Consider the following 21778-nt stretch of genomic DNA (forward strand, 5'->3'; position numbering starts at 1 on the left):
CCAATCTGGAATTCTTATATTGTGATGAAAATTTCTTGACAGAGTTGGATATCTCTCAAAATCCGAACTTAATTGAGGTTTATTGTGATTGGAACTTTTTGACATCATTGGACATTAGCCAAAATCCTGATTTATATTTGTTGTGGGCTGACCATAATGTCATTAGTGGATTTTTTGATACTTCAAACAATATTTCACTCACATCTTTAACCATTGCATATAACAATATTACTGCTTTGGATCTCTCACAGAACGTGGAACTCATAAGCTTTGGAGCAAGCGACAATCCTTTGGAGTCTCTTGACGCCCGTAATGGCAACAATGAGAATATTGCTATATTTGTAGCAACCGAAACCATGGGGCAATTAAAATGCATCCTCGTGGACGATGCCAGCGCCAGCTATCTGGACGATTGGCTAAAAGACCCGGGGACAACCTTTGTAAACAACCAAGCAGAGTGCGATGCGCTGGGCGTGGCAGCGGCAAGACCTCAAGATTTTACCATGTATCCTAACCCGGCAACCATCGAGGTTATCTTAAACCTTCCCAATCCCCGGTTTGATGGGTTGGTCGTTACCGTGGCCAACAACTTAGGGCAGGTTTTGGAAAGGAAAGAGCTATTGGAAAACACAACGCTTATAAAATTGGATGTTTCGGGCTATGCAGCAGGCGTCTATTTTGTAACCCTAAAAGCCGGCAATGGTATTGCTACCAAAAAGTTGGTGGTGCATTAAGGTTGTGATTCTTTAAATTATTAAAAGGAGCTGTAACAGGCTCCTTTTTTATATAGACGTTTTAAAAGAATAATTTAAAAACGTTTTCAAATTTTCAGAATCAACCTGCTTAAAAATTTCATTGGTAGCTGTTTCCTTAAATGCTGGAGGCACCAAACCAAGTTCTTTTGCTTTTTCAATGTAATAATCGGCTTTTGTGGGATGGTTTGGGTATACAGCATTAAATACTTTTCCGAAGGCATCTCGCTTTAAAATTTCAACCAAAATATTAATACAGTCGTCGCGATGAATTAGGTTTACCGGCGCATTACCATTGGCCAAATCTTTACGGCCCGCCAAGTATTTTGCAGGTTGTCTGCTTCCGCCAATTAAACCACCAAAACGAATCACAGTGGTTTTAATTTCATCGCTGTTAAGGAATAATTCTTCCACTTGCCGAAGCTGTTTTCCGGCAATTGTTTGTGGTTGTGGGTCATTTTTTTCGGTTACTTTGCCTTGGGCATCGTCGTACACAGAAGTACTGCTTACCAAAATAACTTTTTTAACTGCAGATGCTTTCACAGCTTCTAGTAAATGCGTCATTTTTAAAACATAGTCGGCACCCGTGTTTTTCCGAAGTCCGGGCGGAATCATAATTATATAACTGTCTGTGTTGTTTAATAAGGCTTGTATTTCGCCTTCAATGCCTTTTTCAGAAATTTCAACCGGAAAAGCATTAAAGCCGTTTTGCTGAAGCATTGTGGCTTTTTGAATGGTTGAAACCGAACCTTTAACAGTATAATTTAATGCAGACAAACGATAGGCCAAGGGTTGTCCGAGCCAACCCAAACCTGTAATTGCGATAGTTTTACTCATTTTGTGGGGATATAAAGTTGATTGAATCTAAAACTTTTGGTTTAAGCGAATCTACAGAAAATGTTCGTTTAACCATAATTGCATCGGTAATTACAAAAGGCTTCGGCATCGTGTAAGTTGGTCTTTCTGCAATTTCAAATTTTGGGTTTGTCATTAAATCGAACGAATACTCCATTACTTTAAATGAAACTGCCGCATCTTTTTCAACTGAAAAATCCACTTTTAAGGAATCATTTTTTGAAACGTAATAATTAACAAGCGCATTATTCTCTGTGCCGCGATAGTCGTTAGATACTTTTGAAATTGGCATCGTCTGCCCATTAAATTCCAAAGATTTAAAAACCGTATTGCCCACAGGATATAAATCTATTTTATTTACACTTCGCTTAGGAACAATTACAAATTTCATGTTCCGAAGGTTTTCAACTAAAGTGTCTTTTTCCAAAATTATTTCGAAATCTGCAATGTTTTTTTCGGGAGCATCAGCCGCATAACTGAAATTTGCTCCGTATTTATTATACGCTGTTTCGTTTACAACTTTGGAAGCATCTTCGGGATTTTCGCCCAAATATTGCTGCGTCCATTCGTCAATTTCTCTATCGTAAGTAAGCCAATACGTTTTGTTTAAATCTGCATTTTTGTAATAAACGAGGCTGTTTGGCTTTCTTCGTTCTTCGGAATAATCACTTTTTGAATGCGCTATTCCGAAGAAAAGTACAGCAAACAGCAAACACAGCACTGAAAGCAACCCTTTGCGATTATAATACCCGAAAACTGGCCATAGCAGCGCAAAAAGCAAAACCGTAAAAACACAACTAATAACCAGCATTTTTAAGCCCAACCCTACGGGGAAAAATTGAATGAGCGGCGCAAATAAAAAGAGTGCGGGAATTGCCAAAAGCGTCATCGCCAAAAGATTGGGGCGCTCCGTCCGAAGCATTATAAAAAACGACAACAATCCAAAAAACACAGGAATAATGAAGTACGCGGCGCCTTTCAGAATTATAAATACCACTACATTTATAAGTAACCAAAACAGTAGCGGCGCAACATAAAATGCAGGTTCGTTAAATTTTTGAGTGAATTTTTTATAAACTGCAAACGTAATAGCCAGCGAAAGAAACACGAAAAACGCAATATACCAATGTCCGTTATAGGTAAAACCTTGTTGTATTTCGGTGTATTGTGGGTAAAGTGCCAAAATCAATTTCCACCCAAAATAACCCAAAATGCCACAAACAATCAATGAAAGTAAAAATGGAACAAAGCTCAAACCGATTGATTTCCCGTTTAACTTTTGTTTCTTTAATCCGTAAAAAATTAAAGCTATAACTAACAAAGTTGCCAAAATGAGCATCGGTAAAATCCACGAAAACGGGTAGCTTATCATTTTTACCAACGGAAAATTTACATAAACATCGTCTGTTTCAGACTTTAAAGTAGAGAGATCGGCATCGGCAAAATAATGAATTAACGGCAGCAGATAACTGCCTTGATGCATTAAACTATTCCAGTCTAAATGATACATATTATCATTGGCTGTGTGATAGTTAAAATGGTTGTCAATAAAGGCGAAGAAGAAACTATCAATGTCGCCATCTTCTCTAAAAATAGTAGAATCAGTATCGTTGGGCAGCATTTTGTAAACGCTGTACATTAACGAAGAAGCTACAGGAAAATCTGGGTTAGCAGCGATAAATTCTTTCACCAAATTTGAATTTCCACGGTTGGTTTCTAAAATCATATTGCTTGGGCCACTTGTGCCACGTGCTTCAAAATTGAGCACCAAACCTACGTTTTCTGTCCAAGGATGTTTGTTTACGAATAGTTTAGCACCGTCCAACCCCAGCTCTTCTGCATCGGTAAAAAGAATAATAATATCGTTTTTTGGTTGCTTACGCGAAGCCAGATATGCACGCACACTTTCTAAGATTGTTACCAAACCACTACCGGCATCGCTGGCGCCAAAAGAAGGTACAAGTGCGCTATCGTAATGTGAGAGCAATAAAAGCGCCTTACCAGCTTCGGCACCTTTAATTCGGGCTACAATATTTACAGGTTGGTCGAGTGTTTTAGATTCTGGGTTAAGGCTGTATCCTGCCTGAATATGTGGTTCGAGTCCTAACTTTTGCAATTCAGCAATTAAAAATTTTCGCACATCTTCATGTGCTTGAGAACCCACATAATGTGGTGCTGCTGCAATTTTTTCAAGAGGTATGAGCGCTCTGTCAACGGAGAATTGGGTAGCCGATAGTTCTTCACTCTCGTCGTAGTGCGGAGTTAATGAATAAAAACTGTAGAATATGACGCTAATAATAAGCAGAAGCGAAAGGATGGCACCAACTTTTTTCATGGTTAAAGGTTTATGCTGTTAAAAGTACAATTTTAATATCGTTAAGCTTAATGTTACAGATTATTGATGCCCCTGCTTAATACCTTTCCATTATTCATATTTAATAATTTTCTGCGCCGAGAAGTTAATTTGATAAAAATGATTATATTAGAAGTTCGCAAAAATTTGATATTATGGGAATTAAAAGTTTTATTGGCAGAAGGGCGAAGCCCAAAAAAGGTTCATCGGAAAAGGTGAAGGTTTCAGATTATATGACCCGCAACCTAATTACCTTTAAGCCCGAACAATCTATTTTAGAAGTAATGGAGGTTCTTTTGAAAAAACGAATTTCTGGCGGCCCAGTGGTTAACGATCAAAATGAACTGGTGGGGATTATTTCGGAAGGAGATTGTTTAAAAGAATTGAGCGATGCTCGCTATCACAACCATCCAATGGAAGATGTAAAAGTGGAACAACACATGATTAAAAATGTAGATACCATAGATGGCGAAATGAACGTGCTTGATGCAGCTAATAAATTCTTGGAATCAAAACACCGTCGTTTTCCTATTTTGGAGAACGGAAAACTCGCTGGGCAAATTAGCCAAAGTGACGTACTGCGCGCCGCAATGAAATTAAAAGGTCAGACGTGGTAATTAAGCTTCTTCTTTAAAAATAATTTCTATTCGCTTATCTGGAATCAACCACATTAAAGCAACCAAAATATAGAGTACACCAGCAATCCATGGATTTAAGAAAGATCCAATGATTGCAACGGTGTAAATTATTGGTGATGCCTTTCCTTTTATATCTTTTCCCAAAGCTTTATTCAAAATTGAATCCTTCCCCTGTACAGCCAAAATACTTCGTTGTAAAATAAAATAGGCAATGGCAGCCATTAAAAGTACGCCGCCGTAAAGTGCCATTGGCAATTCGGCAAAATTATTCTCGCCTATCCATCCCGTAACAAAAGGAATCAACGATAACCAAAACAACAAATGCAGATTTGCCCAAAGAATTCCACCGTTCACTTTATGTACGGCATGCATCATATGGTGATGGTTGTTCCAATAAATTCCCACGTAAATAAAGCTTAAAACATAACTAAGAAATACGGGCAACAGGGGTACCAAATCACTTATTTCAGTTCCGTGCGGCACCTTCAATTCCAAAACCATAATTGTAATAATTATGGCGAGCACCCCATCGCTAAAGGCTTCGAGTCTGTTGCTATTCATTTTTTAAACTTTTATGGTTTTCATAAAGATAACACCAAAATATTTTAAAATTAATAATATAAGATTGTCTTAATTATTAATATTTTAATATTTAACACTTTCCGTTCCGTCATTAGTAAATATTTAACTTCAATTTTAAAACCGTAGACGGTAAGCTTACGTAAATCTAGTAATAAACAATAAAACTAATACCGTTATGAAAAACAAAATGAACAATCGAGATGTTAACCCTGCTCCTAATGGACGCAGACGATTTCTAAAAATTGGAGGAGCTGCCGTAATTGGTACTGGGCTATTTTTTATGACCGGGTGTAGCGATGATGATGAAATTTTAATGGAAAACACCCCACCAGATGCCTTTGATTTAGGAGGCGGAAATCTAGGAATTTTAAATTATGCGTATGCGTTAGAACAATTGGAGGCAGCCTTTTATACTAAGGTTATCCAAGGCAGTTATTATAGTAATGCACCCGCAAGTGAAAAAATCTTATTTAAAGATATTTATAATCACGAAGTAATCCATAGAGATTTCTTTAAAACCGCTATCAGCGCAGCCGTAGACCAAAGCAAGGTTTTACCTGAATTAGAATTTGATTTCTCCGCAGTTGATTTTAGTAGTAGAGATGCGGTTCTTGGACTTTCACAAGTTTTGGAAGATACCGGTGTAAGAGCTTATAATGGCGCCGGACAGTTAATTGACGCAACCGATTCTGCCGGACAAACATATTTATTGCTAGCCGGGAAAATTGTTTCCGTAGAAGCCAGACACGCCTCTGCAATTAGAGATTTAATAAATCCCGGATCTATGGATTTTGCGGGCGATGATGTTTTAATAGGTTTGGGCGGAACAGGTCCTGCTTTTGATAAAGCCGCAGCACCAAAGACAATTTTAAATGAAATAATAGCCACTGGTTTCTTAAAAACTGCTTTTACAGCATTTAATTTACCGAACTTCTAAAATTAACTATCAATCTTAAAAAATAATATTATGAATTTTATAAAAATCTTAGACATCCTTTCAAACGACAAGCTTTTAAATGAAAAAAGCTCGAGAAGGGATTCATTTCAACAGTTTAAAAATGTAGGTAAAAATGTTGCAATGGCATCTATACCTTTCGCACTAGCCGCCACAAGTTCAAAAACAAAAGCAGCAACCAACGCAATGCCTTCCGCAGCCATGATGGCGTCTAATGAAGACGTGTTAAAATTTGCTTTAACCTTAGAATATTTAGAGCGCGAATTTTATCAATTGGGGTTAGACAGCGGCGTTATTCCAGAAGCCGATCAAACGGTATTTAACACAATTTCTAAACACGAAGATGCACACGTAGATTTTCTACTCGCCGCTTTAGGTTTAATGGATGGTGATTTAAAACCAACCTTCGACTTTACCGGCGCACCCGGTGGATTAAACTTAGACCCGTTTAACGACTACCCCACTTTTATGGCGCTTGCGCAAGGTTTTGAAGATACCGGCGTTCGCGCGTACAAAGGACAAGCGGGTGCCTTAGCAAACGATGGCGCATTATTGACTTATGCATTACAGATTCATTCCGTAGAAGCAAGACACGCCGCACAAGTACGAAGAATGCGCGGTGAAAAAGGTTGGATTACAAAATCGCAAAATACCTTACCAGCTCCTTTTGCCGCTATTTATGGAGGTGCTACTCCTGAAAGCAATACCGTCCAAGGCGGCGTAGATTTAAGTGGTTTATTTGGCGCAGCTGGTGGAGATGATGCCGTAACAGAAGCTTTTGACGAACCATTAACTATGAATGAAGTACTAACCATTGGCGGTATTTTTATAGTTTAAAAACATCAGAAAACTTTATCATTAAATATGAATCCCGGAAATCCCGGGATTTTTTTATTCGAATAAATGACAAATAAAAATTTTGTTTGAAATAGTTGAATTGTAGTGGCAGCAACCAACAAAGTCGTTTTTAAACGTTTACAAACAACTATAAACGAAAGTAAATAAGTAACAACCAACTACTATTTGGAAGCCAATGTAAGTTTGTCCTGTCGAATAAAACGAAGTTCGATAGTATCAATTGTTTAACATTAAAATTTAGAAATTATGAACGCACTTAGAAACAAAGTACAGTTGATTGGAAGATTGGGACAAGACCCAGAAATTGTAACATTTGCCGATGGCAACAAAATGGCAAAATTCTCCATGGCCACGGATGACAGTTACAAAGACAAAGATGGTAAAAAAGTAGAACGCGCCTACTGGCACAACGTGGTTGTAAAAAGACAAGGCCTTGTAAATGTAGTTGAAACATACATTACCAAAGGCCAAGAAATAGTAATTGAAGGAAAACTTACAAACCGTTCGTGGGATGATAAAGAAGGCAACAAGCATTATATTACTGAAGTATTTTGCAACGAGCTAGTCATGCTGGGGGGCAAATAAATTGACTGGCTAATCAAGCCCTCACTTTTTGTGAGGGCTTTCTTTTCTTAAAGTTTGAATCGTTATTTTTACAAAAAATGGAAACAACCACCCAGCACAATATTCTCGATTTGCTCAAAACGCATTTCGGCTACGATAAGTTTCTTCCCAATCAGGAAGAAATTATAAATAATGTATTAGACCAAAAAGACACCATTGCAGTTATGCCCACAGGCGGCGGTAAATCGCTATGTTTTCAACTGCCAGCTTTGGCTTTGGAAGGAACGGCGATTGTAATTTCGCCACTCATTGCTTTAATGAAAGATCAAGTAGATGCGTTAAAAGCAAACGGAATTTCTGCGACTTTTTTTAATAGTTCGCAGCCTTTTGAAGAACAGCAACAAGTTTTAAAAGACCTGCAAAACGGAAATCTAAAGTTGTTATATGTAGCCCCCGAAAGTCTTCCGCAGTTAAATTTTATTCTTAATTCAATTAAAATAAGTCTTTTTGCAGTAGATGAAGCACACTGTATCTCCAGTTGGGGCCACGATTTTCGACCGGCATATACGCAGCTTAAAAGTTTGAAAGAACAATTTCCAAAAGTTCCTCTCATTGCTTTAACTGCTACGGCAGATCGTGCCACACAAGTAGATATTGCAACCCAACTTGCTATTCCGAATGCCAAAAAGTTTATTGCTTCCTTTGATAGGCCAAACCTTTATTTAGATGTTCGCCCGGGTCAAAATCGCAATAAACAAATTTTAAATTTTATTGCAAAGCGCGGTAAACAAAGTGGAATTATTTACTGTTTAAGCCGAAAGAGTACTGAAAAACTTGCAGCCACACTCAAGTCTCAAGGCCACGAAGCCGAAGCTTACCACGCCGGACTTACTTCTGAAGAAAGAAATACCATTCAAGATAATTTTTTAAACGACCGAACACCAATTATTGTAGCTACAATAGCCTTTGGAATGGGCATCGATAAAAGCAACGTACGCTGGGTTATCCATTACAATATGCCTAAAAATATTGAAGGTTATTATCAGGAAATTGGGCGTAGCGGAAGAGACGGTTTAACCGCACATACCCTGCTTTTTTACAGTTTTGCCGATGTTATTATGCTTCGGAAATTTGCCGAAGGCACCGAAACGGAAACCTATCAATTGGCTAAACTAGAAAGGATGCAGCAATTTGCCGAAGCGCTGAGTTGCAGAAGAAAAGCCTTGCTTGGGTATTTTGGAGAACATATTACAGAAGATTGCGGCAATTGCGATATCTGCAAAACCCCACCCAAATATTTCGATGGCACGCTCATCGCTCAAAAAGTGTGCTCCGCTGTGGCAAGATTGCAGGAGCAGGAAGCATTGGGAATGGTTTTAGACGTGCTCCGCGGCGCACAAAATGCACAGGTTTTTGATAAAGGTTACCAAAACATAAAGACCTTTGGCGCCGCAAAAGATATTGCTTGGCGCGACTTGCAGCAATATGTTATTCAACTTTTAAATCAGGGGGTTTTACAAATTTATTTTCACGAAAATGGTCGATTGTTGCTTACCCCACTTGCAAAAAAGGTTTTGTTTGAAGACAAAAAAGTACAATTGGCAAACATCATTAAAGAAGTGGAAAAAGTGAAACTTGAAAGAGCTCCACGAAAACGCGCCGATCTTTTCGAAAAGCTAAAAACACTTCGCTCAAAGTTAGCACAAGAAATTAGTATGCCTGCATATATCGTGTTTAGCGACGCAGCTTTGGAAGATATGGAGCACAAAAAACCGCGAACTCGCGAAGAATTTGCAGCCATTTCAGGGGTTGGGGAGGCGAAACTTGAAAAATATGCAGACGATTTCCTAAAGGTTATCAATCGGCATTTAGACAGTTTAGAAAGTAATTTGCCCACCCACGAACGCAGCTATAAAATGTTTATTGAAGAAAATCTTTCACCTTACGAAATTTCACAAAAACGCGGACTTTCAGAAGATTCTATTTATAGTCACTTTATAAAAATGCACAAAGCTGGAACAGAAATAGATTGGTTTCAATTTATTTCTTCGGAAGAAATTCAGAAGATAAAAAAGGCAAAAGAAACACTAGCAAACCCCGATGCATTAAAACCCTATTTTGAATATTTTGAAGCTGAAATGCCGTATTGGAAGATAAAATTGGGTTTGTATTTATAAGCATTAAAAAAAGTGTAGTTTTAAAAGAAAATTTCCTGCGCCGCCCTAAAAGTATTCGCATGCGCCTCAATAATCGTTTTTATTTCGGGAGAATAGCCGCCACCCATACTTACTTGAACGGGAATATTTAAATCTTTGCAAATCCCCAAAACAAAACGATCGCGTTTTTTGCAGCCTTCCACAGTACAGTTTAATCTGCCTAATTTATCGGTTTCTAAAATATCTACTCCGCTTAAATAAAAGATAAAATCTGGCTGCTGTTTTTCTATCAGCTTGGGTAAAATTTCGGTTAGTTTCTGAAGATAAACTTCATCACCACTTCCATCGGGAACGGCAATGTCTAAATCACTTTTCTCTTTTTTAAACGGATAATTCCCTGCGCCGTGCATTGAAAAAGTAAAAATAGAATCATCATTTTCAAAAATTTCAGCCGTGCCATTGCCTTGATGCACGTCTAAATCAACAATTAATATTTTCTTAGCAAAGCCCTTTTTTTGAAGATATCTGGCCGCAATTGCTTGGTCGTTTAGCATGCAAAATCCTTCGCCGTGGTTAGCATACGCATGGTGCGTGCCGCCGGCAATATTCATTGCAATTCCATGTTTCAACGCATATTCGCTTCCTTCAATCGTGCCTTGTGCAATGCGGAGTTCTCGTTCAACGAGTGTTTCAGATAAAGGAAAACCTATTTTTCTCGCAGCTTTTTTATCGATTGTTAAATTTATTAAACTTTCAAAATATTCGGAAGTATGAACCGCAATAATATCTTCTTCAGAAGGCATTTTTGGCGCAAAGAAATTTTCGGATGTACAAGTTCCTTCGTGTAATAACTGCTGCGGCAATAGCTCATATTTCTCCATAGGGAATCGGTGACCTTTGGGCAAGGGGTATTTGTAAATGGGATGATAAGCAATTTTGAGCATGCTAAAATTTAAGTGAAACGATTAGCCAAAAAGTTTAAAACCTAACAAATATCATATTTTAAAAAGAACAGTTGCCCGACTTTTGTAACGATTTTTAAATTTTGTGAAATGACTATTTCCGGAAAAATAGAATTGATGGCTCCTGCGGGAAATTTTGAATCGTTGCAAGCAGCTTTAGACAATGGCGCAGATTCGGTTTATTTTGGCGTTGAACAATTAAATATGCGCGCCCGAGCGAGTATAAATTTTACAATTGACGATCTTTCTGAAATTGCAAAAAGGTGTAAAAAGAAGGGTGTTAGAACGTATATTACTCTAAATACAATAATTTACGATCACGATCTTTCAGTAATAAAAACTATTTTAAACGCTGCAAAGAAAGCCGAAATTACCGCCGTTATTGCAATGGATCAAGCCGTGATTGCGTATGCAAGACAGATTGAAATGGAGGTTCACATTTCAACACAAATAAATATTACGAATATTGAAACGGTTAAATTTTACGCACTGTTTGCCGATACCATGGTGATGAGCCGCGAATTGAGTCTGCGACAAGTGAAGAAAATAACCGATGAAATTGAAAAAGAACAAATTAAAGGGCCTTCGGGAAATTTGGTTGAAGTTGAAATTTTTGGTCACGGCGCACTCTGTATGGCTGTTTCGGGAAAATGTTATCTGAGTCTTCATTCGCATAATTCTTCAGCCAATCGCGGAGCATGCAAGCAAAATTGCCGAAAAAAATATACGGTTATCGACCAAGAAACTGGTTTTGAAATTGAATTAGACAACGAATATATGATGTCTCCAAAAGATCTGTGTACAGTAGATTTTCTGGATCAGGTAATTGAAACTGGTGTAAAAGTCTTAAAAATAGAAGGCCGCGGTCGCGCTCCAGAATATGTAGCTACCGTTATAAAAACATATCGTGAAGCGATTGATGCATTTTACGACGGCACTTATTCCGAAGAAAAAGTTGCGCAATGGATGACCCATCTTGCAAAAGTGTATAACCGTGGTTTTTGGGGCGGCTATTATTTGGGTCAAAAACTGGGCGAGTGGAGCAATACCGAAGGGTCTCAAGCTACGCAGAAAAAAGTGTATATTGGCAAAGGAGTGCATTATTTTCCAAAATCGAAAATTGCCGAATTTAAGATTGACGCCTACGATTTAAACTTGGGCGATAAAATTTTGGTTACTGGTCCAACTACCGGCGCCAAGGAATTTGAACTTTCCGAAATGTTGGTGAACGATGAGCCACTTACCACTGCAAGAAAAGGTGATTCCTGTACTATTCCTACTCCTTTTAGAGTGCGTCCATCAGACAAATTGTATAAAATAGTTGCTTCATAAATGGTTGTGATAACGCTTCAACGGAACAAATGTATTGGCTGCAATTACTGCGTGGAGCTGGCTCCAGCCTATTTCAGAATGTCTAAAAAAGATGGCAAAACAGTACTAATTCATTCCGAAGAAAAAAGAGGATTTTATACATTGAAAATTACAGATAATACCGAATTTGAAACCTGTGAACTTGCCGCAAATGCCTGCCCAGTGAAAATTATTTCAACTAAATTAATTTAACTCTTTGAAACAACTTCGGTGGTTTTAACATCTCTTCCTATAACAGGAATTTTCTTTGTGTAGAAAGTCACCCGAATTCCAAATAAAAGAATAATACCGCCAATAATCATTTGTAGCGTTACTTCTTCATTTATAAACATCCAAGCAAAAATTGTCGTTAAAACTGCTTGTCCCAGTAAACTTACCGAAACACGGGTTGCACGCATGTGTTTTGTAGCATAGCCTAAAAGTAGCCACGCTGCCAATTGGCAAACCAATCCTTGAATTATTAACGAAATCCAACCCATTTCGCCAAAACCTGTAAATGGTTCATTCATAAAAAAGCTCAATATTCCCAAGAAAACCGCAGAAGTTAAAGTACTTAAAGTTATAAACGGAAACACCTCAACATCGTAAAGCACAAATTTACTCACCAACATATAAACGGCATAAAACACACCCGAAAGAATTGCAAATACAAAAGCCAAATTGAAATCTAAATTCACAAAAAAGTGAAATCCAACTAAGGTTATCATCCCAAGAATTGCGATGACCGTTCCAATCCAAAAGTTGCGTGTTGGTTTATTTTTTAAAAAGAAAAACGCGCCAATTCCTACCCAAACGGGAGAGAGATTTGTGAGAAGTGTGGCTTGTGTAGCTGTAGATTCTTGAATGGCGATGTTCCAGACTGCCACGTCTAAGGCGAATATAGCGCCACATAACATGGTGAGTAAAAGCAATTTTAACGAAGGAATTTTAAATTTTCCCGATAACAGAGCGAAAGGTACCAAAGCCGCTGCGGCAATTGCCATTCTATAAAAAGCGGAAACGATGGCTGGCGACAACTTAAGTTTCACCAAAATTGGAAAAATAGAAATACAAATAATTCCAATGACAAGGGCAACTCTAGGCTTTGTCATAAAAATAAAATTGAAGAGATTAATAATAAAGTCGGCAAAATTAATCTTTATAAATCGATAAAAGTCAGTTTATAAAGTGAAGAATAGCACTTTTAACTTAAAATTAATTTTAACGAAGAAATTTATAAAAGTGAAGAAATTTAAATATTCACAATTAAATTATAACAAGCTGATTTTCAGCTTTAAAATTTTTCATTATATTTATAATCCTCCCCAATAAATTGATAATCAAACAAATTATTTAAATGAAATTATTATGTTAGGAGAAACTATCAAAATTGCATTGGGTGAATTGGGTCAAAAAGAAATTAAAGGCGCCGATCACAACGAACGTATTTTAGAATATCAAGAAATGACGGGGTTAGACTTTGGAAATGATGAAGTTGCTTGGTGCAGTATTTTCGCTAATTGGGTGGCGCTACAAGCTAATTTACCCAGATCTAATAGTGCTATGGCTAGAAGTTGGTTAAACGTTGGTGAAAAAACCGACTGGCCGCAACCGGGTGATATTGTAGTTTTTTGGCGAATAAGTAGAAGTAGCGCATTTGGCCATGTAGGATTCTTTTTAGGATACACCAAAAGCGGAAAATCTATCTATTGCATAGGAGGTAATCAAGATGATGAAGTAAATATTCAAACCTTTCCAATAACAAAAGTCGTTGAGTTTAGAAGTCTCAAAGATAGTTTTGAAAAAAGTTTAAATATTCCTTCGGGTTATTTACGAAAAGGTGATAGTAGTGAGAATGTAAAGCTTTTACAGAAAATTCTTATAAAATTAGAGTTCTTAAACGGCAGTGCAGATGGTGTTTTCGGGCCAAAAACGGAAGCTGCCTTAATAGCCTTTCAGCAAAGTAGAAATATTACCGTAGATGGAATTTACGGCAGTCAATCTAGAAATGCATTCAAAGACGCACTAAATCTTTAAACTATTTATGCAACTTTAATTGAATACGTTTTCTGTCAACATCAACATCCAACACTTTTACAATTATTTGCTGGTGTAAGTGCACGTGTTCACTTACATCAGAAACATAGGCGTCGGCGAGGTTGGAAACGTGAATTAAACCGCTTTCTTTAATCCCAATATCTACAAAACAACCAAAATTGGTGATGTTATTTACAATTCCGGGCAGCAGTTGACCTTCCTGCAAATCGGTTATTGTTTTAATATTTTGGTTGAAAGTAAACACCTTTGCTTCCTCGCGAATGTCTAGCCCCAGCTTTTCGAGTTCTTTTATGATATCTTTTAAAGTGGGAAGCCCTGTTTTTTCTGAAGTATATTTTTCGAGATTAATTTTTTGAAGTAATGCTTTATTGCCAATCAATTCTGAAACTTTTACACCTTCATCCTTCGCCATCTTTGAAACTACCGAATAACTTTCAGGATGCACTGAAGAATCATCCAACGGGTTTTCACCATTTTTTATCCGAAGAAATCCTGCTGCTTGTTCAAACGCTTTTCCGCCCAAACGAGGAACTTTTTTAATTTCTTCCCTTGTAGAAAATGCGCCGTTTTCATCGCGATATTTAACTACATTTTCCGCCAATTTGGAGCCAATTCCAGATACATAACTCAACAAGGGAACACTGGCAGTATTAATATTTACACCCACCGCATTTACACATAAAGCAACCGTTGAATCCAACGAACTTTTAAGTTTTGATTGGTCCACATCGTGTTGATACTGCCCTACGCCAATGGATTTGGCATCAATTTTTACAAGTTCAGCAAGTGGATCTTGCAAACGGCGACCGATGGATACAGCACCCCGAACGGTAACATCGAAATTCGGAAATTCATCCCGAGCAATTTTAGAAGCTGAATAAATAGAAGCTCCTGCTTCGCTCACCACAAAAACCTGCATTGGATTTTTAAAGTGAATTCGCTTAATAAATTGTTCCGTTTCCCGTGAAGCTGTTCCGTTTCCTATCGCAATTGCTTCAATTTTATGGGCATCGGCTAGCGAGCTTATTTTTTTCATCGCGCCCTTTACATCATTTTTCGGAGCGTGGAGAAAGATGGTTTCGTTGTATTCTAAACCACCCTGCGCATCGAGACAGACAACTTTACAACCACTTCTAAAACCTGGATCAATCGCCAAAACGCGCTTTTCCCCCAACGGAGAACCGAGTAATAATTGTTTTAAATTTTTGGTAAAAACATTAATCGCCGTTTCATCGGCCTTTTCTTTAGCGGCAGAAAGGGCTTCGTTTGAAAGTGCTGGAAATAACAATCGTTTGTAACTATCTTCAATCGCAAGTTTTATTTGTTTTGAAGCGGCATCGTTAGACTTTACAACGCGGTCTTCAATTTTAGAAAGTGCTTTTTCATTGTCAAGTTCTATTTTTAAACGAATAAATCCTTCGGAAACAGCACGTAAAATGGCAAGCAGCCTATGCGAAGGAATTCGATTTAAAGGCTCATTCCAATCAAAATAATCACGAAATTTTTGTGCTTTTTCATCGTGGGCCATTTTCTTTGCAACCTTTGTTGAAATCGCCGCAAAACGTTCCAGCTGCTTCCGAAGCATATTGCGAATATCGGTTCGTTCGTTAACCCATTCAGCAATTATGTGGCGTGCCCCTTCCAGTGCATCTTCTTCAGACTTTATTTCGCCTTTTACATATCTTGAAGCGAGCGAAGAAATTTCAGAATTTGAAATACTACGGGTCTGCGCCATTATTATTTTTGCCAATGGCTCCAAACCGTTTTCGCGTGCCGTATCTGCTTTGGTTTTTCGCTTCTTTTTAAAGGGCAGGTACAAATCTTCCAAAGTAATTAAGTCTGTTGCTGCTTCAATTTTCTTTTGAAGTTCGGGCGTCAAATTCTCTTGTTCTTCCAAAGTTTTTAGGATAGCAGCTTTTCGTTTTTCAAGTGCTTCAAATTGTTCCTTAAATTCTACAATTTCGCCAATTTGCACCTCATCGAGATTTCCTGTCAACTCTTTTCGGTAGCGAGAAATGAAAGGAATAGTACAGTCTTCGTTTAAAAGTTTGACGGTATCTTCAACACTTTTTTTTGGGAGTTGAGTTTGGGAGGTTATAAAGTTAAGTAGGGCCACGTGCATTGTTTGGGTTTTCCGCAAAAGTAGTTATTCTACACTCCATGACCAACGAAGGACTACGTTCACTCATTGTAATATATCGCCCTTTCAGGGCTTTTTCATTCTGTGACTAACATCAAGGGGCGGTGCCCCTTGTTGGGATATTACGCCCCTTTGGGGCTAGACTTGAATGTGTCTTGTTAGAACATTACAACTTTCTTAGGTGTAATAATCCCGCCGTATCTCTGACAATACGTCTTACGTTGCATAGACCTTAAAAGAGTGAATACCTCATCGATGTCGAAGTCTAAGAGACGATGCCCATTTGCGATATTACGCGCTCTTTGGGACTGGACTTGCATATGTCTTGTTAGGACATTAGCACTTTCCGAAGTGTATAAATCCCACCGCATCTCTGGTAATATGCTCTACGCTGCATAAGCCCTAAAGGGACGTAGTGCCCCATCGATGCGGCAAAGCCCATCGACTAAGGGCTCAGCCCCCAAAGCCCTGAAAGGGCGCAATACAAGCATCCGGTGTCAACCTATTCCCACACATACCGTTCATCATAATTCACCTTATACTTTTTCAAAAATGTTCGAAATTCATTCTGAAATGTTTTCTTTTTATGATGTTGATGCTGATTGGCAATATATCTTATTACGATATCAACTTGAGATGGGTTTACCGAAAAAGCACCATACCCATCCTGCCAGTAGAAATTTTTATATTCCGGCCCCTTAGTTTTAATCCATTTAGAGGAATGTGATTTTACTTTTTCAACTAACTTCATAAGCGGTATTTTTTTAGAGAGCCTACAAAGAATATGTACATGGTCTGTGTAACCACCTACTTTGATTACTTGAGAGTCAAATTTGTTGCAAATACCACCGAGATAGCTATGTAGTTCTTCCTCGACTGGCGGAAATATTAAAGGTTGTCGATGCTTCGTGCTAAAAACAATATGAATGTAATTTTTTACTAGTGATTGCCCCATAATAATATATATTTACTTTTCAGAAGTCTTATTTTTAGCATGCCAATTATATAATCAACCAATTTGCATGTTGGAAAAAAGGATTTTTTAAAACCAACATTGTGATTTCGAAAAAAACCTAATTATTCCTAGACTTGAAAAGGGCAATGACGTTTTACTAAAACAGGTTGGGCTTAGTTTATAGTCGCCCCATTCTCAACCCCATCAGTATCGGGATTCATAAATACTAGTTTCCCTTCTGCGTCTTCTGTCATTAGAATCATTCCTTGACTTTCTACGCCGCGAAGTTTTCTTGGTGCTAGATTTACTAAAACGGTAACTTTTTTACCAATAACTTCTTCAGCTGTAAAACTTTGTGCAATGCCAGAAACAATAGTACGCACGTCGATTCCGGTATCAACTTTTAGCACAAGAAGTTTATCGGCTTTCGGCATTTTTTCGGCTTCAATGATTGTTCCCACTCGCATATCGAGTTTCATAAAATCATCAAATTGTATTGTTTCTTTTTGTGGCTCTACTTTTTTATTGGCAGCAGCCTGTGCTGAGCTTGTCGAAGCATTCATCTTTTTACTAGCTTGTAATTTATCTAATTGGGCTTGAATTTGTTCGTCTTCTATTTTGCTGAAAAGCAATTCGGCTTTGTTTATTTTATGACCTGTTTTTAAAAGCTCTGTATTTTTTGAAATATCATTCCAACGAAGTGAAGTCTCGACTGCGCTCGACTTGACATTCAACATTAGTTTTAATTTCTCTGAAGTAAACGGCAAAAACGGTTCGCTTAAAACTGCCAATGCCGAAGCAATTTGCAACGCAACATACATAACCGTTTTGGTACGCTCTTCATCGGTTTTAATGGTTTTCCAAGGCTCTTCATCGGCTAAGTATTTATTCCCGAGTCGAGCTAAATTCATCATTTCTGCTTGCGCTTCGCGGAAGCGATAACGCTCCAGTGAACTAGCAATTACAGAGGGATAAGCAGTTAATTCGTTTAAAGTTTGTTTGTCTATTTCAGAAAATGAGGCGGGTTGTGGCACAACGCCTTCGCAATATTTATGTGTTAAAACTACTACACGGTTTATAAAATTTCCGAAGATAGCTACTAACTCACTATTATTTCGAGTTTGAAAATCGGCCCACGTAAAATCGTTATCCTTTGTTTCGGGGGCGTTTGCAGTTAAAGTGTAGCGCAACACATCCTGCTGATTTGGAAAATCTTCCAAATACTCGTGTAACCAAACTGCCCAGTTTTTACTGGTTGAAATTTTATTGCCTTCAAGATTTAAAAATTCGTTTGCAGGCACATTTTCTGGTAAAATATAACTACCCTCAGCTTTTAACATCGACGGAAAAATGATACAGTGAAATACAATATTGTCTTTCCCGATAAAATGAAGCATTTTGGTATTCTCGTTTTTCCAATAATCTTCCCAATTTTTACCTTCTCGGGCGGCCCACTCTTTGGTTGAAGAGATATATCCAATAGGCGCATCAAACCAAACGTAAAGCACTTTTCCTTCGGCACCTTCAACAGGAACGGGTATTCCCCAGTCCAAGTCGCGCGTTACAGCACGCGGACGCAAACCATCGTCTATCCAACTTTTGCACTGCCCGTAAACATTGGTCTTCCAATCTTTTTTATGGTCGACTAAAATCCATTGTTTTAAGAAATCTTCGTATTCATTTAAAGGTAAAAACCAATGCTTGGTTTCTTTTAAAACAGGCACATTTCCAGAGATTGCACTTTTCGGATTAATTAAATCGGTAGCGTTTAAACTCGAACCACATTTTTCACATTGGTCGCCGTAAGCTTCCTCATTGCCACATTTTGGGCAGGTACCTGTAATATACCTATCTGCTAAAAACTGATTGGCTTCTTCATCGTACAGTTGTTCGGTAACCTCTTCGGTAAATTTACCGTCTTCGTATAATTTCTTAAAAAATTCGGAAGCGGTTTTATGGTGAATTTCGGCAGAAGTACGAGAGTAATTATCAAAAGAAATCCCGAATTCTTCAAAACTTTTTTTAATTATTCCGTGGTATTTATCCACCACCTGTTGTGGCGTAATTCCTTCTTTCTTCGCTTTTATAGTAATTGGCACCCCGTGTTCATCGCTACCACAAATAAAGGCTACGTCTTTATTTTGAAGTCTTTGGTAACGTGCGTAAATATCGGCGGGTACGTAAACACCGGCTAAATGCCCTATATGCACTGGGCCGTTGGTGTATGGTAATGCTGCGGTAATTGTATACCTATTTGGGTTCTGCTCCATATTTTTTTTTGAAAGTACAAAAGTACATATAAATGTAGTAATTTGTGGGTTTAAATAGCATCATGATAACACCTATAACCTTAAAAAAAGGTGATACAATTGGTATTGTTTCAACCGCACGAAAAGTTACCAAAGACGCGTTGCAACCAGCAATAAAATTTCTGGAAAATTGGGGCTTAACTGCAGAATTGGGAAAAACCATTGACGCCGAAAATCACCAATTTGCTGGCAGCGACAATTTACGAGCCGAAGATTTCCAAGCTATGTTGGACAATCCAAAAATTAAAGCTATTTGGTGTGCCCGTGGCGGTTACGGTACCGTTAGAATAATTGATAAAATTGATTTTTCAGAATTTAAAAATAATCCAAAATGGATTATTGGGTATAGCGACATGACGGTTTTACACGCGCACATTAACAATTTAGGGGTTGAAACCTTACACGCTCAAATTTTTTTAGGAATTGAATCGAAATCAAAAGAAGCGGCCCAATCCATTAAAAAAGTGCTATTTGCTGAAAGTTATAACATTCAGTTTAAACCTACATCACCTGTTGAAAATAGTAGTTTTTCTGGAGAATTAATTGGAGGAAATTTGTCGGTTTTATATTCTCTTTTAGGAAGTCCTTCGGCTATTGAAACGGATGGAAAAATTCTTTTTATTGAAGATTTGGATGAATACTTGTATCACATAGATAGAATGATGATGAATTTAAAGCGAAGTGGAATACTAAAAAATTTAAAAGCACTTATTGTTGGCGGAATGACCGATATGAATGACAATGCCATTCCCTTCGGAAAAACTGCGGAAGAAATAATTTTTGACACTGTAAAAGACTATGATTACCCAGTAATTTATAACTTTCCCGCCGGACATATTAATGATAATCGAGCTTTAATTATGGGAAGGAAAGTAACTTTAGAAATTCAGAATTCTCAAGTAACTTTAAGTTTTAATTAAAAAAATCCTCGCAATTTCGGGAAATGATATGGCCAGTCACAACGAATTAGGAAAATTAGGAGAAGAATTAGCCGCTCAATATTTACTTCGAAACGGTTATAAAATTTTACGTCGCAATTTTTATTTTGACAAAGCTGAAATTGATATCATTGCCCAAAAAGAAGAAAGTACTGTGGTAATTGTAGAAGTAAAAACAAGAAACAGCGATTTTTTTGGCGATCCGCAGAGTTTTGTAACGCCTGCAAAAATTAAACTTTTGGTAAAAGCAGCAAACGAATATATTGTTTCAAACCAACTTGATGTTGAAGTTCGTTTTGATATAATTGCCATTCTGAAAAATAAAAAACAAGAACGATTAGAACATTTTGAAAATGCTTTTTATCACTTTTAAACCAATTCCATATAGACCTAACAGGTTTTCAAAACCTTGTAGGTATTTATAGAAACTTACCAGAATCGTATTTGTTCCACTTCATCAATCTATTTCTCGTGTGCTTTCATCCTTCAAAAATTCTTCAATTTTATAGAGCAAAATAATTTGTAAAATCATAGCCGGGATTAGAAATGCAAGTCCCAACCACGCCATAAAGACAAGCGTAAACAATATTCCACTTACTACTTCAAAGCCCCCGGCAATTTCCGGAATTTTCCCGAAAGGTTCTTTCAATCGCATCAATGCCAAGCCAAAAATAACACTGCCAATGCCACAGAAAATAGATTGTGTAACAATTACGTATTCTATATTAAACAACTCAAAATATAGCGAAACCATATCGTAACCGTAAAACAAAATGGTTGTGCCAATCAAAAAGAAACCGCCTATTTTCAATAAATAATTATTGAAGATTCTTCCGCTCAAAACAAATCCCCATAAAAAATAAATAAACACCAGCATCACAATAAATTTCAAACTTATATATGCGCCTTTGGAAATAATCAATTCACCTTCCTGAAATCTGGCATAGTCAACGGCAAATTCAACAAAGCCGGAAAGAAAATAAATGATCCCGCAAATCCACGCAAGTCTTATATAAAACGCTGAAAACGCTGCATCTTTTAAATTGAATTTTTCAAAAAGAGAAGCCTCGGATTCTTGCAGATTTTCCAAATCTTCACCCAGCGCATTTAAAATAGTTTTCAAGGTAAAACTTCGCGGGGTAACTTCGCCAGCTTCAATTCGCTGAATGGTTCGCACATTAATGTTGCACTGCTTCACAAGTTCTTCCTGCGTAAAACCTTTTTGCTTTCGGAGTTCCAAAATTTTTCGACCAAGTTCGGGTTGTTTCATTATTTAAAATTTTATGAAGCAATAGTACGGTGCTAGTAAAGATAGTGCAATATTTTCAAGTGAATTAAACCCGACATTTACCC

20 protein-coding genes are annotated in these 21778 nt (G+C 37.6%); 11 read left to right on the forward strand and 9 right to left on the reverse strand.

Annotation, left to right across the window (positions count from 1 at the left end; translation table 11 throughout):
• Positions 1 to 734: T9SS type A sorting domain-containing protein (locus K8089_RS13005; protein WP_237603728.1), on the forward strand; the 734-nt coding region annotated here is incomplete at its 5' end.
• 48 nt (positions 735 to 782) lie between these two features.
• Here the strand turns inward: K8089_RS13005 and K8089_RS13010 are convergent.
• A complete protein-coding gene (locus K8089_RS13010) occupies positions 783 to 1589 on the reverse strand; it encodes an NAD(P)H-binding protein (RefSeq protein ID WP_237603729.1) in 807 nt (268 codons plus the stop codon).
• Positions 1582 to 3942, reverse strand: coding sequence for a M28 family peptidase (locus K8089_RS13015; protein ID WP_237603730.1), 2361 nt, complete (start codon positions 3940 to 3942; stop codon positions 1582 to 1584). Before K8089_RS13015 ends, K8089_RS13010 begins: the two co-directional genes overlap by 8 nt.
• A gap of 173 nt (positions 3943 to 4115) precedes the next feature.
• On the opposite strand from K8089_RS13015, the gene K8089_RS13020 reads away from it, so the two are divergent.
• Complete coding sequence (locus K8089_RS13020; protein WP_237603731.1) at positions 4116 to 4577, forward strand: CBS domain-containing protein; 462 nt, start codon at positions 4116 to 4118, stop codon at positions 4575 to 4577.
• Here K8089_RS13020 and K8089_RS13025 read toward each other — a convergent pair whose 3' ends face one another.
• Positions 4578 to 5159 (reverse strand): TMEM175 family protein, encoded by a 582-nt coding sequence (locus K8089_RS13025; RefSeq protein WP_237603732.1) that lies wholly within the window; start codon positions 5157 to 5159, stop codon positions 4578 to 4580. It lies immediately after the preceding gene.
• Positions 5160 to 5355: 196 nt separating this feature from the next.
• Here K8089_RS13025 and K8089_RS13030 point away from each other — a divergent pair, with 196 nt between their 5' ends.
• From K8089_RS13030 to recQ, 4 genes are all read left to right on the forward strand, one after another.
• Positions 5356 to 6117 (forward strand): ferritin-like domain-containing protein, encoded by a 762-nt coding sequence (locus K8089_RS13030; protein ID WP_237603733.1) that lies wholly within the window; start codon positions 5356 to 5358, stop codon positions 6115 to 6117.
• Between the two features lie 30 nt (positions 6118 to 6147).
• Positions 6148 to 6972: a ferritin-like domain-containing protein gene (locus K8089_RS13035; RefSeq protein WP_237603734.1), complete on the forward strand. Its 825-nt coding sequence runs from the start codon at positions 6148 to 6150 to the stop codon at positions 6970 to 6972.
• 267 nt (positions 6973 to 7239) lie between these two features.
• Positions 7240 to 7578 carry a single-stranded DNA-binding protein gene (locus K8089_RS13040; protein WP_237603735.1) on the forward strand — a complete coding sequence of 113 codons (339 nt, stop codon included), beginning with the start codon at positions 7240 to 7242 and terminating at the stop codon, positions 7576 to 7578.
• Between the two features lie 77 nt (positions 7579 to 7655).
• A complete protein-coding gene (recQ, locus tag K8089_RS13045; protein WP_237603736.1) occupies positions 7656 to 9734 on the forward strand; it encodes a DNA helicase RecQ in 2079 nt (692 codons plus the stop codon).
• Positions 9735 to 9754: 20 nt separating this feature from the next.
• Here recQ and K8089_RS13050 read toward each other — a convergent pair whose 3' ends face one another.
• Entirely contained in the window at positions 9755 to 10657 is a 903-nt protein-coding gene (locus tag K8089_RS13050) for a histone deacetylase family protein (protein ID WP_237603737.1), read from the reverse strand.
• Positions 10658 to 10765: 108 nt separating this feature from the next.
• Here K8089_RS13050 and K8089_RS13055 point away from each other — a divergent pair, with 108 nt between their 5' ends.
• Together K8089_RS13055 and K8089_RS13060 are read left to right on the forward strand one after the other, a co-directional pair.
• Entirely contained in the window at positions 10766 to 12007 is a 1242-nt protein-coding gene (locus K8089_RS13055) for a peptidase U32 family protein (protein WP_237603738.1), read from the forward strand.
• A complete protein-coding gene (locus K8089_RS13060; protein ID WP_237603739.1) occupies positions 12008 to 12238 on the forward strand; it encodes a ferredoxin in 231 nt (76 codons plus the stop codon).
• Here the strand turns inward: K8089_RS13060 and K8089_RS13065 are convergent.
• Positions 12235 to 13137: a DMT family transporter gene (locus tag K8089_RS13065; protein ID WP_237603740.1), complete on the reverse strand. Its 903-nt coding sequence runs from the start codon at positions 13135 to 13137 to the stop codon at positions 12235 to 12237. The two genes, K8089_RS13060 and K8089_RS13065, sit on opposite strands and share 4 nt — an antisense overlap.
• A gap of 256 nt (positions 13138 to 13393) precedes the next feature.
• On the opposite strand from K8089_RS13065, the gene K8089_RS13070 reads away from it, so the two are divergent.
• Positions 13394 to 14062 carry a C40 family peptidase gene (locus tag K8089_RS13070; RefSeq protein ID WP_237603741.1) on the forward strand — a complete coding sequence of 223 codons (669 nt, stop codon included), beginning with the start codon at positions 13394 to 13396 and terminating at the stop codon, positions 14060 to 14062.
• A gap of 1 nt (position 14063) precedes the next feature.
• Here the strand turns inward: K8089_RS13070 and K8089_RS13075 are convergent, their stop codons facing one another.
• The 3 genes from K8089_RS13075 to metG form a co-directional block, all read right to left on the reverse strand.
• Positions 14064 to 16205, reverse strand: a complete 2142-nt coding sequence (locus K8089_RS13075; RefSeq protein ID WP_237603742.1) for a Tex family protein — start codon at positions 16203 to 16205, stop codon at positions 14064 to 14066.
• Positions 16206 to 16725: 520 nt separating this feature from the next.
• Positions 16726 to 17178: an IS200/IS605 family transposase gene (gene tnpA, locus K8089_RS13080; RefSeq protein ID WP_237603743.1), complete on the reverse strand. Its 453-nt coding sequence runs from the start codon at positions 17176 to 17178 to the stop codon at positions 16726 to 16728.
• Between the two features lie 173 nt (positions 17179 to 17351).
• Positions 17352 to 19448 carry a methionine--tRNA ligase gene (gene metG, locus K8089_RS13085; protein WP_237603744.1) on the reverse strand — a complete coding sequence of 699 codons (2097 nt, stop codon included), beginning with the start codon at positions 19446 to 19448 and terminating at the stop codon, positions 17352 to 17354.
• 62 nt (positions 19449 to 19510) lie between these two features.
• Here metG and K8089_RS13090 point away from each other — a divergent pair, with 62 nt between their 5' ends.
• Together K8089_RS13090 and K8089_RS13095 are read left to right on the forward strand one after the other, a co-directional pair.
• The gene (locus tag K8089_RS13090) at positions 19511 to 20407 is read left to right on the forward strand and encodes a S66 peptidase family protein (protein WP_237603745.1); all 897 of its coding nucleotides are present in this window, start codon (positions 19511 to 19513) and stop codon (positions 20405 to 20407) included.
• 28 nt (positions 20408 to 20435) lie between these two features.
• On the forward strand, positions 20436 to 20798 hold the full coding sequence (locus K8089_RS13095; protein WP_237603746.1) for a YraN family protein: 363 nt from the start codon (positions 20436 to 20438) through the stop codon (positions 20796 to 20798).
• Between the two features lie 84 nt (positions 20799 to 20882).
• Here the strand turns inward: K8089_RS13095 and K8089_RS13100 are convergent, their stop codons facing one another.
• Positions 20883 to 21695: a helix-turn-helix domain-containing protein gene (locus K8089_RS13100; protein WP_237603747.1), complete on the reverse strand. Its 813-nt coding sequence runs from the start codon at positions 21693 to 21695 to the stop codon at positions 20883 to 20885.
• Positions 21696 to 21778 lie beyond the last annotated feature (83 nt).

The sequence above is a fragment of the Aequorivita vitellina genome, assembly GCF_022008365.1.
Lineage (GTDB): Bacteria > Bacteroidota > Bacteroidia > Flavobacteriales > Flavobacteriaceae > Aequorivita > Aequorivita vitellina.

Coding starts and splice junctions, on each gene's coding strand:
- metG (WP_237603744.1), bottom strand. CDS start 19,448: ATGGAGCAGAACCCAAATAGGTATACAATTACCGCAGCATTACCATAC.
- K8089_RS13070 (WP_237603741.1), top strand. CDS start 13,394: ATGTTAGGAGAAACTATCAAAATTGCATTGGGTGAATTGGGTCAAAAA.
- K8089_RS13060 (WP_237603739.1), top strand. CDS start 12,008: ATGGTTGTGATAACGCTTCAACGGAACAAATGTATTGGCTGCAATTAC.
- K8089_RS13010 (WP_237603729.1), bottom strand. CDS start 1,589: ATGAGTAAAACTATCGCAATTACAGGTTTGGGTTGGCTCGGACAACCC.
- K8089_RS13050 (WP_237603737.1), bottom strand. CDS start 10,657: ATGCTCAAAATTGCTTATCATCCCATTTACAAATACCCCTTGCCCAAA.
- K8089_RS13065 (WP_237603740.1), bottom strand. CDS start 13,137: ATGACAAAGCCTAGAGTTGCCCTTGTCATTGGAATTATTTGTATTTCT.
- K8089_RS13015 (WP_237603730.1), bottom strand. CDS start 3,942: ATGAAAAAAGTTGGTGCCATCCTTTCGCTTCTGCTTATTATTAGCGTC.
- tnpA (WP_237603743.1), bottom strand. CDS start 17,178: ATGGGGCAATCACTAGTAAAAAATTACATTCATATTGTTTTTAGCACG.
- K8089_RS13095 (WP_237603746.1), top strand. CDS start 20,436: ATGGCCAGTCACAACGAATTAGGAAAATTAGGAGAAGAATTAGCCGCT.
- K8089_RS13020 (WP_237603731.1), top strand. CDS start 4,116: ATGGGAATTAAAAGTTTTATTGGCAGAAGGGCGAAGCCCAAAAAAGGT.
- recQ (WP_237603736.1), top strand. CDS start 7,656: ATGGAAACAACCACCCAGCACAATATTCTCGATTTGCTCAAAACGCAT.
- K8089_RS13030 (WP_237603733.1), top strand. CDS start 5,356: ATGAAAAACAAAATGAACAATCGAGATGTTAACCCTGCTCCTAATGGA.
- K8089_RS13035 (WP_237603734.1), top strand. CDS start 6,148: ATGAATTTTATAAAAATCTTAGACATCCTTTCAAACGACAAGCTTTTA.
- K8089_RS13025 (WP_237603732.1), bottom strand. CDS start 5,159: ATGAATAGCAACAGACTCGAAGCCTTTAGCGATGGGGTGCTCGCCATA.
- K8089_RS13055 (WP_237603738.1), top strand. CDS start 10,766: ATGACTATTTCCGGAAAAATAGAATTGATGGCTCCTGCGGGAAATTTT.
- K8089_RS13040 (WP_237603735.1), top strand. CDS start 7,240: ATGAACGCACTTAGAAACAAAGTACAGTTGATTGGAAGATTGGGACAA.
- K8089_RS13075 (WP_237603742.1), bottom strand. CDS start 16,205: ATGCACGTGGCCCTACTTAACTTTATAACCTCCCAAACTCAACTCCCA.
- K8089_RS13100 (WP_237603747.1), bottom strand. CDS start 21,695: ATGAAACAACCCGAACTTGGTCGAAAAATTTTGGAACTCCGAAAGCAA.
- K8089_RS13090 (WP_237603745.1), top strand. CDS start 19,511: ATGATAACACCTATAACCTTAAAAAAAGGTGATACAATTGGTATTGTT.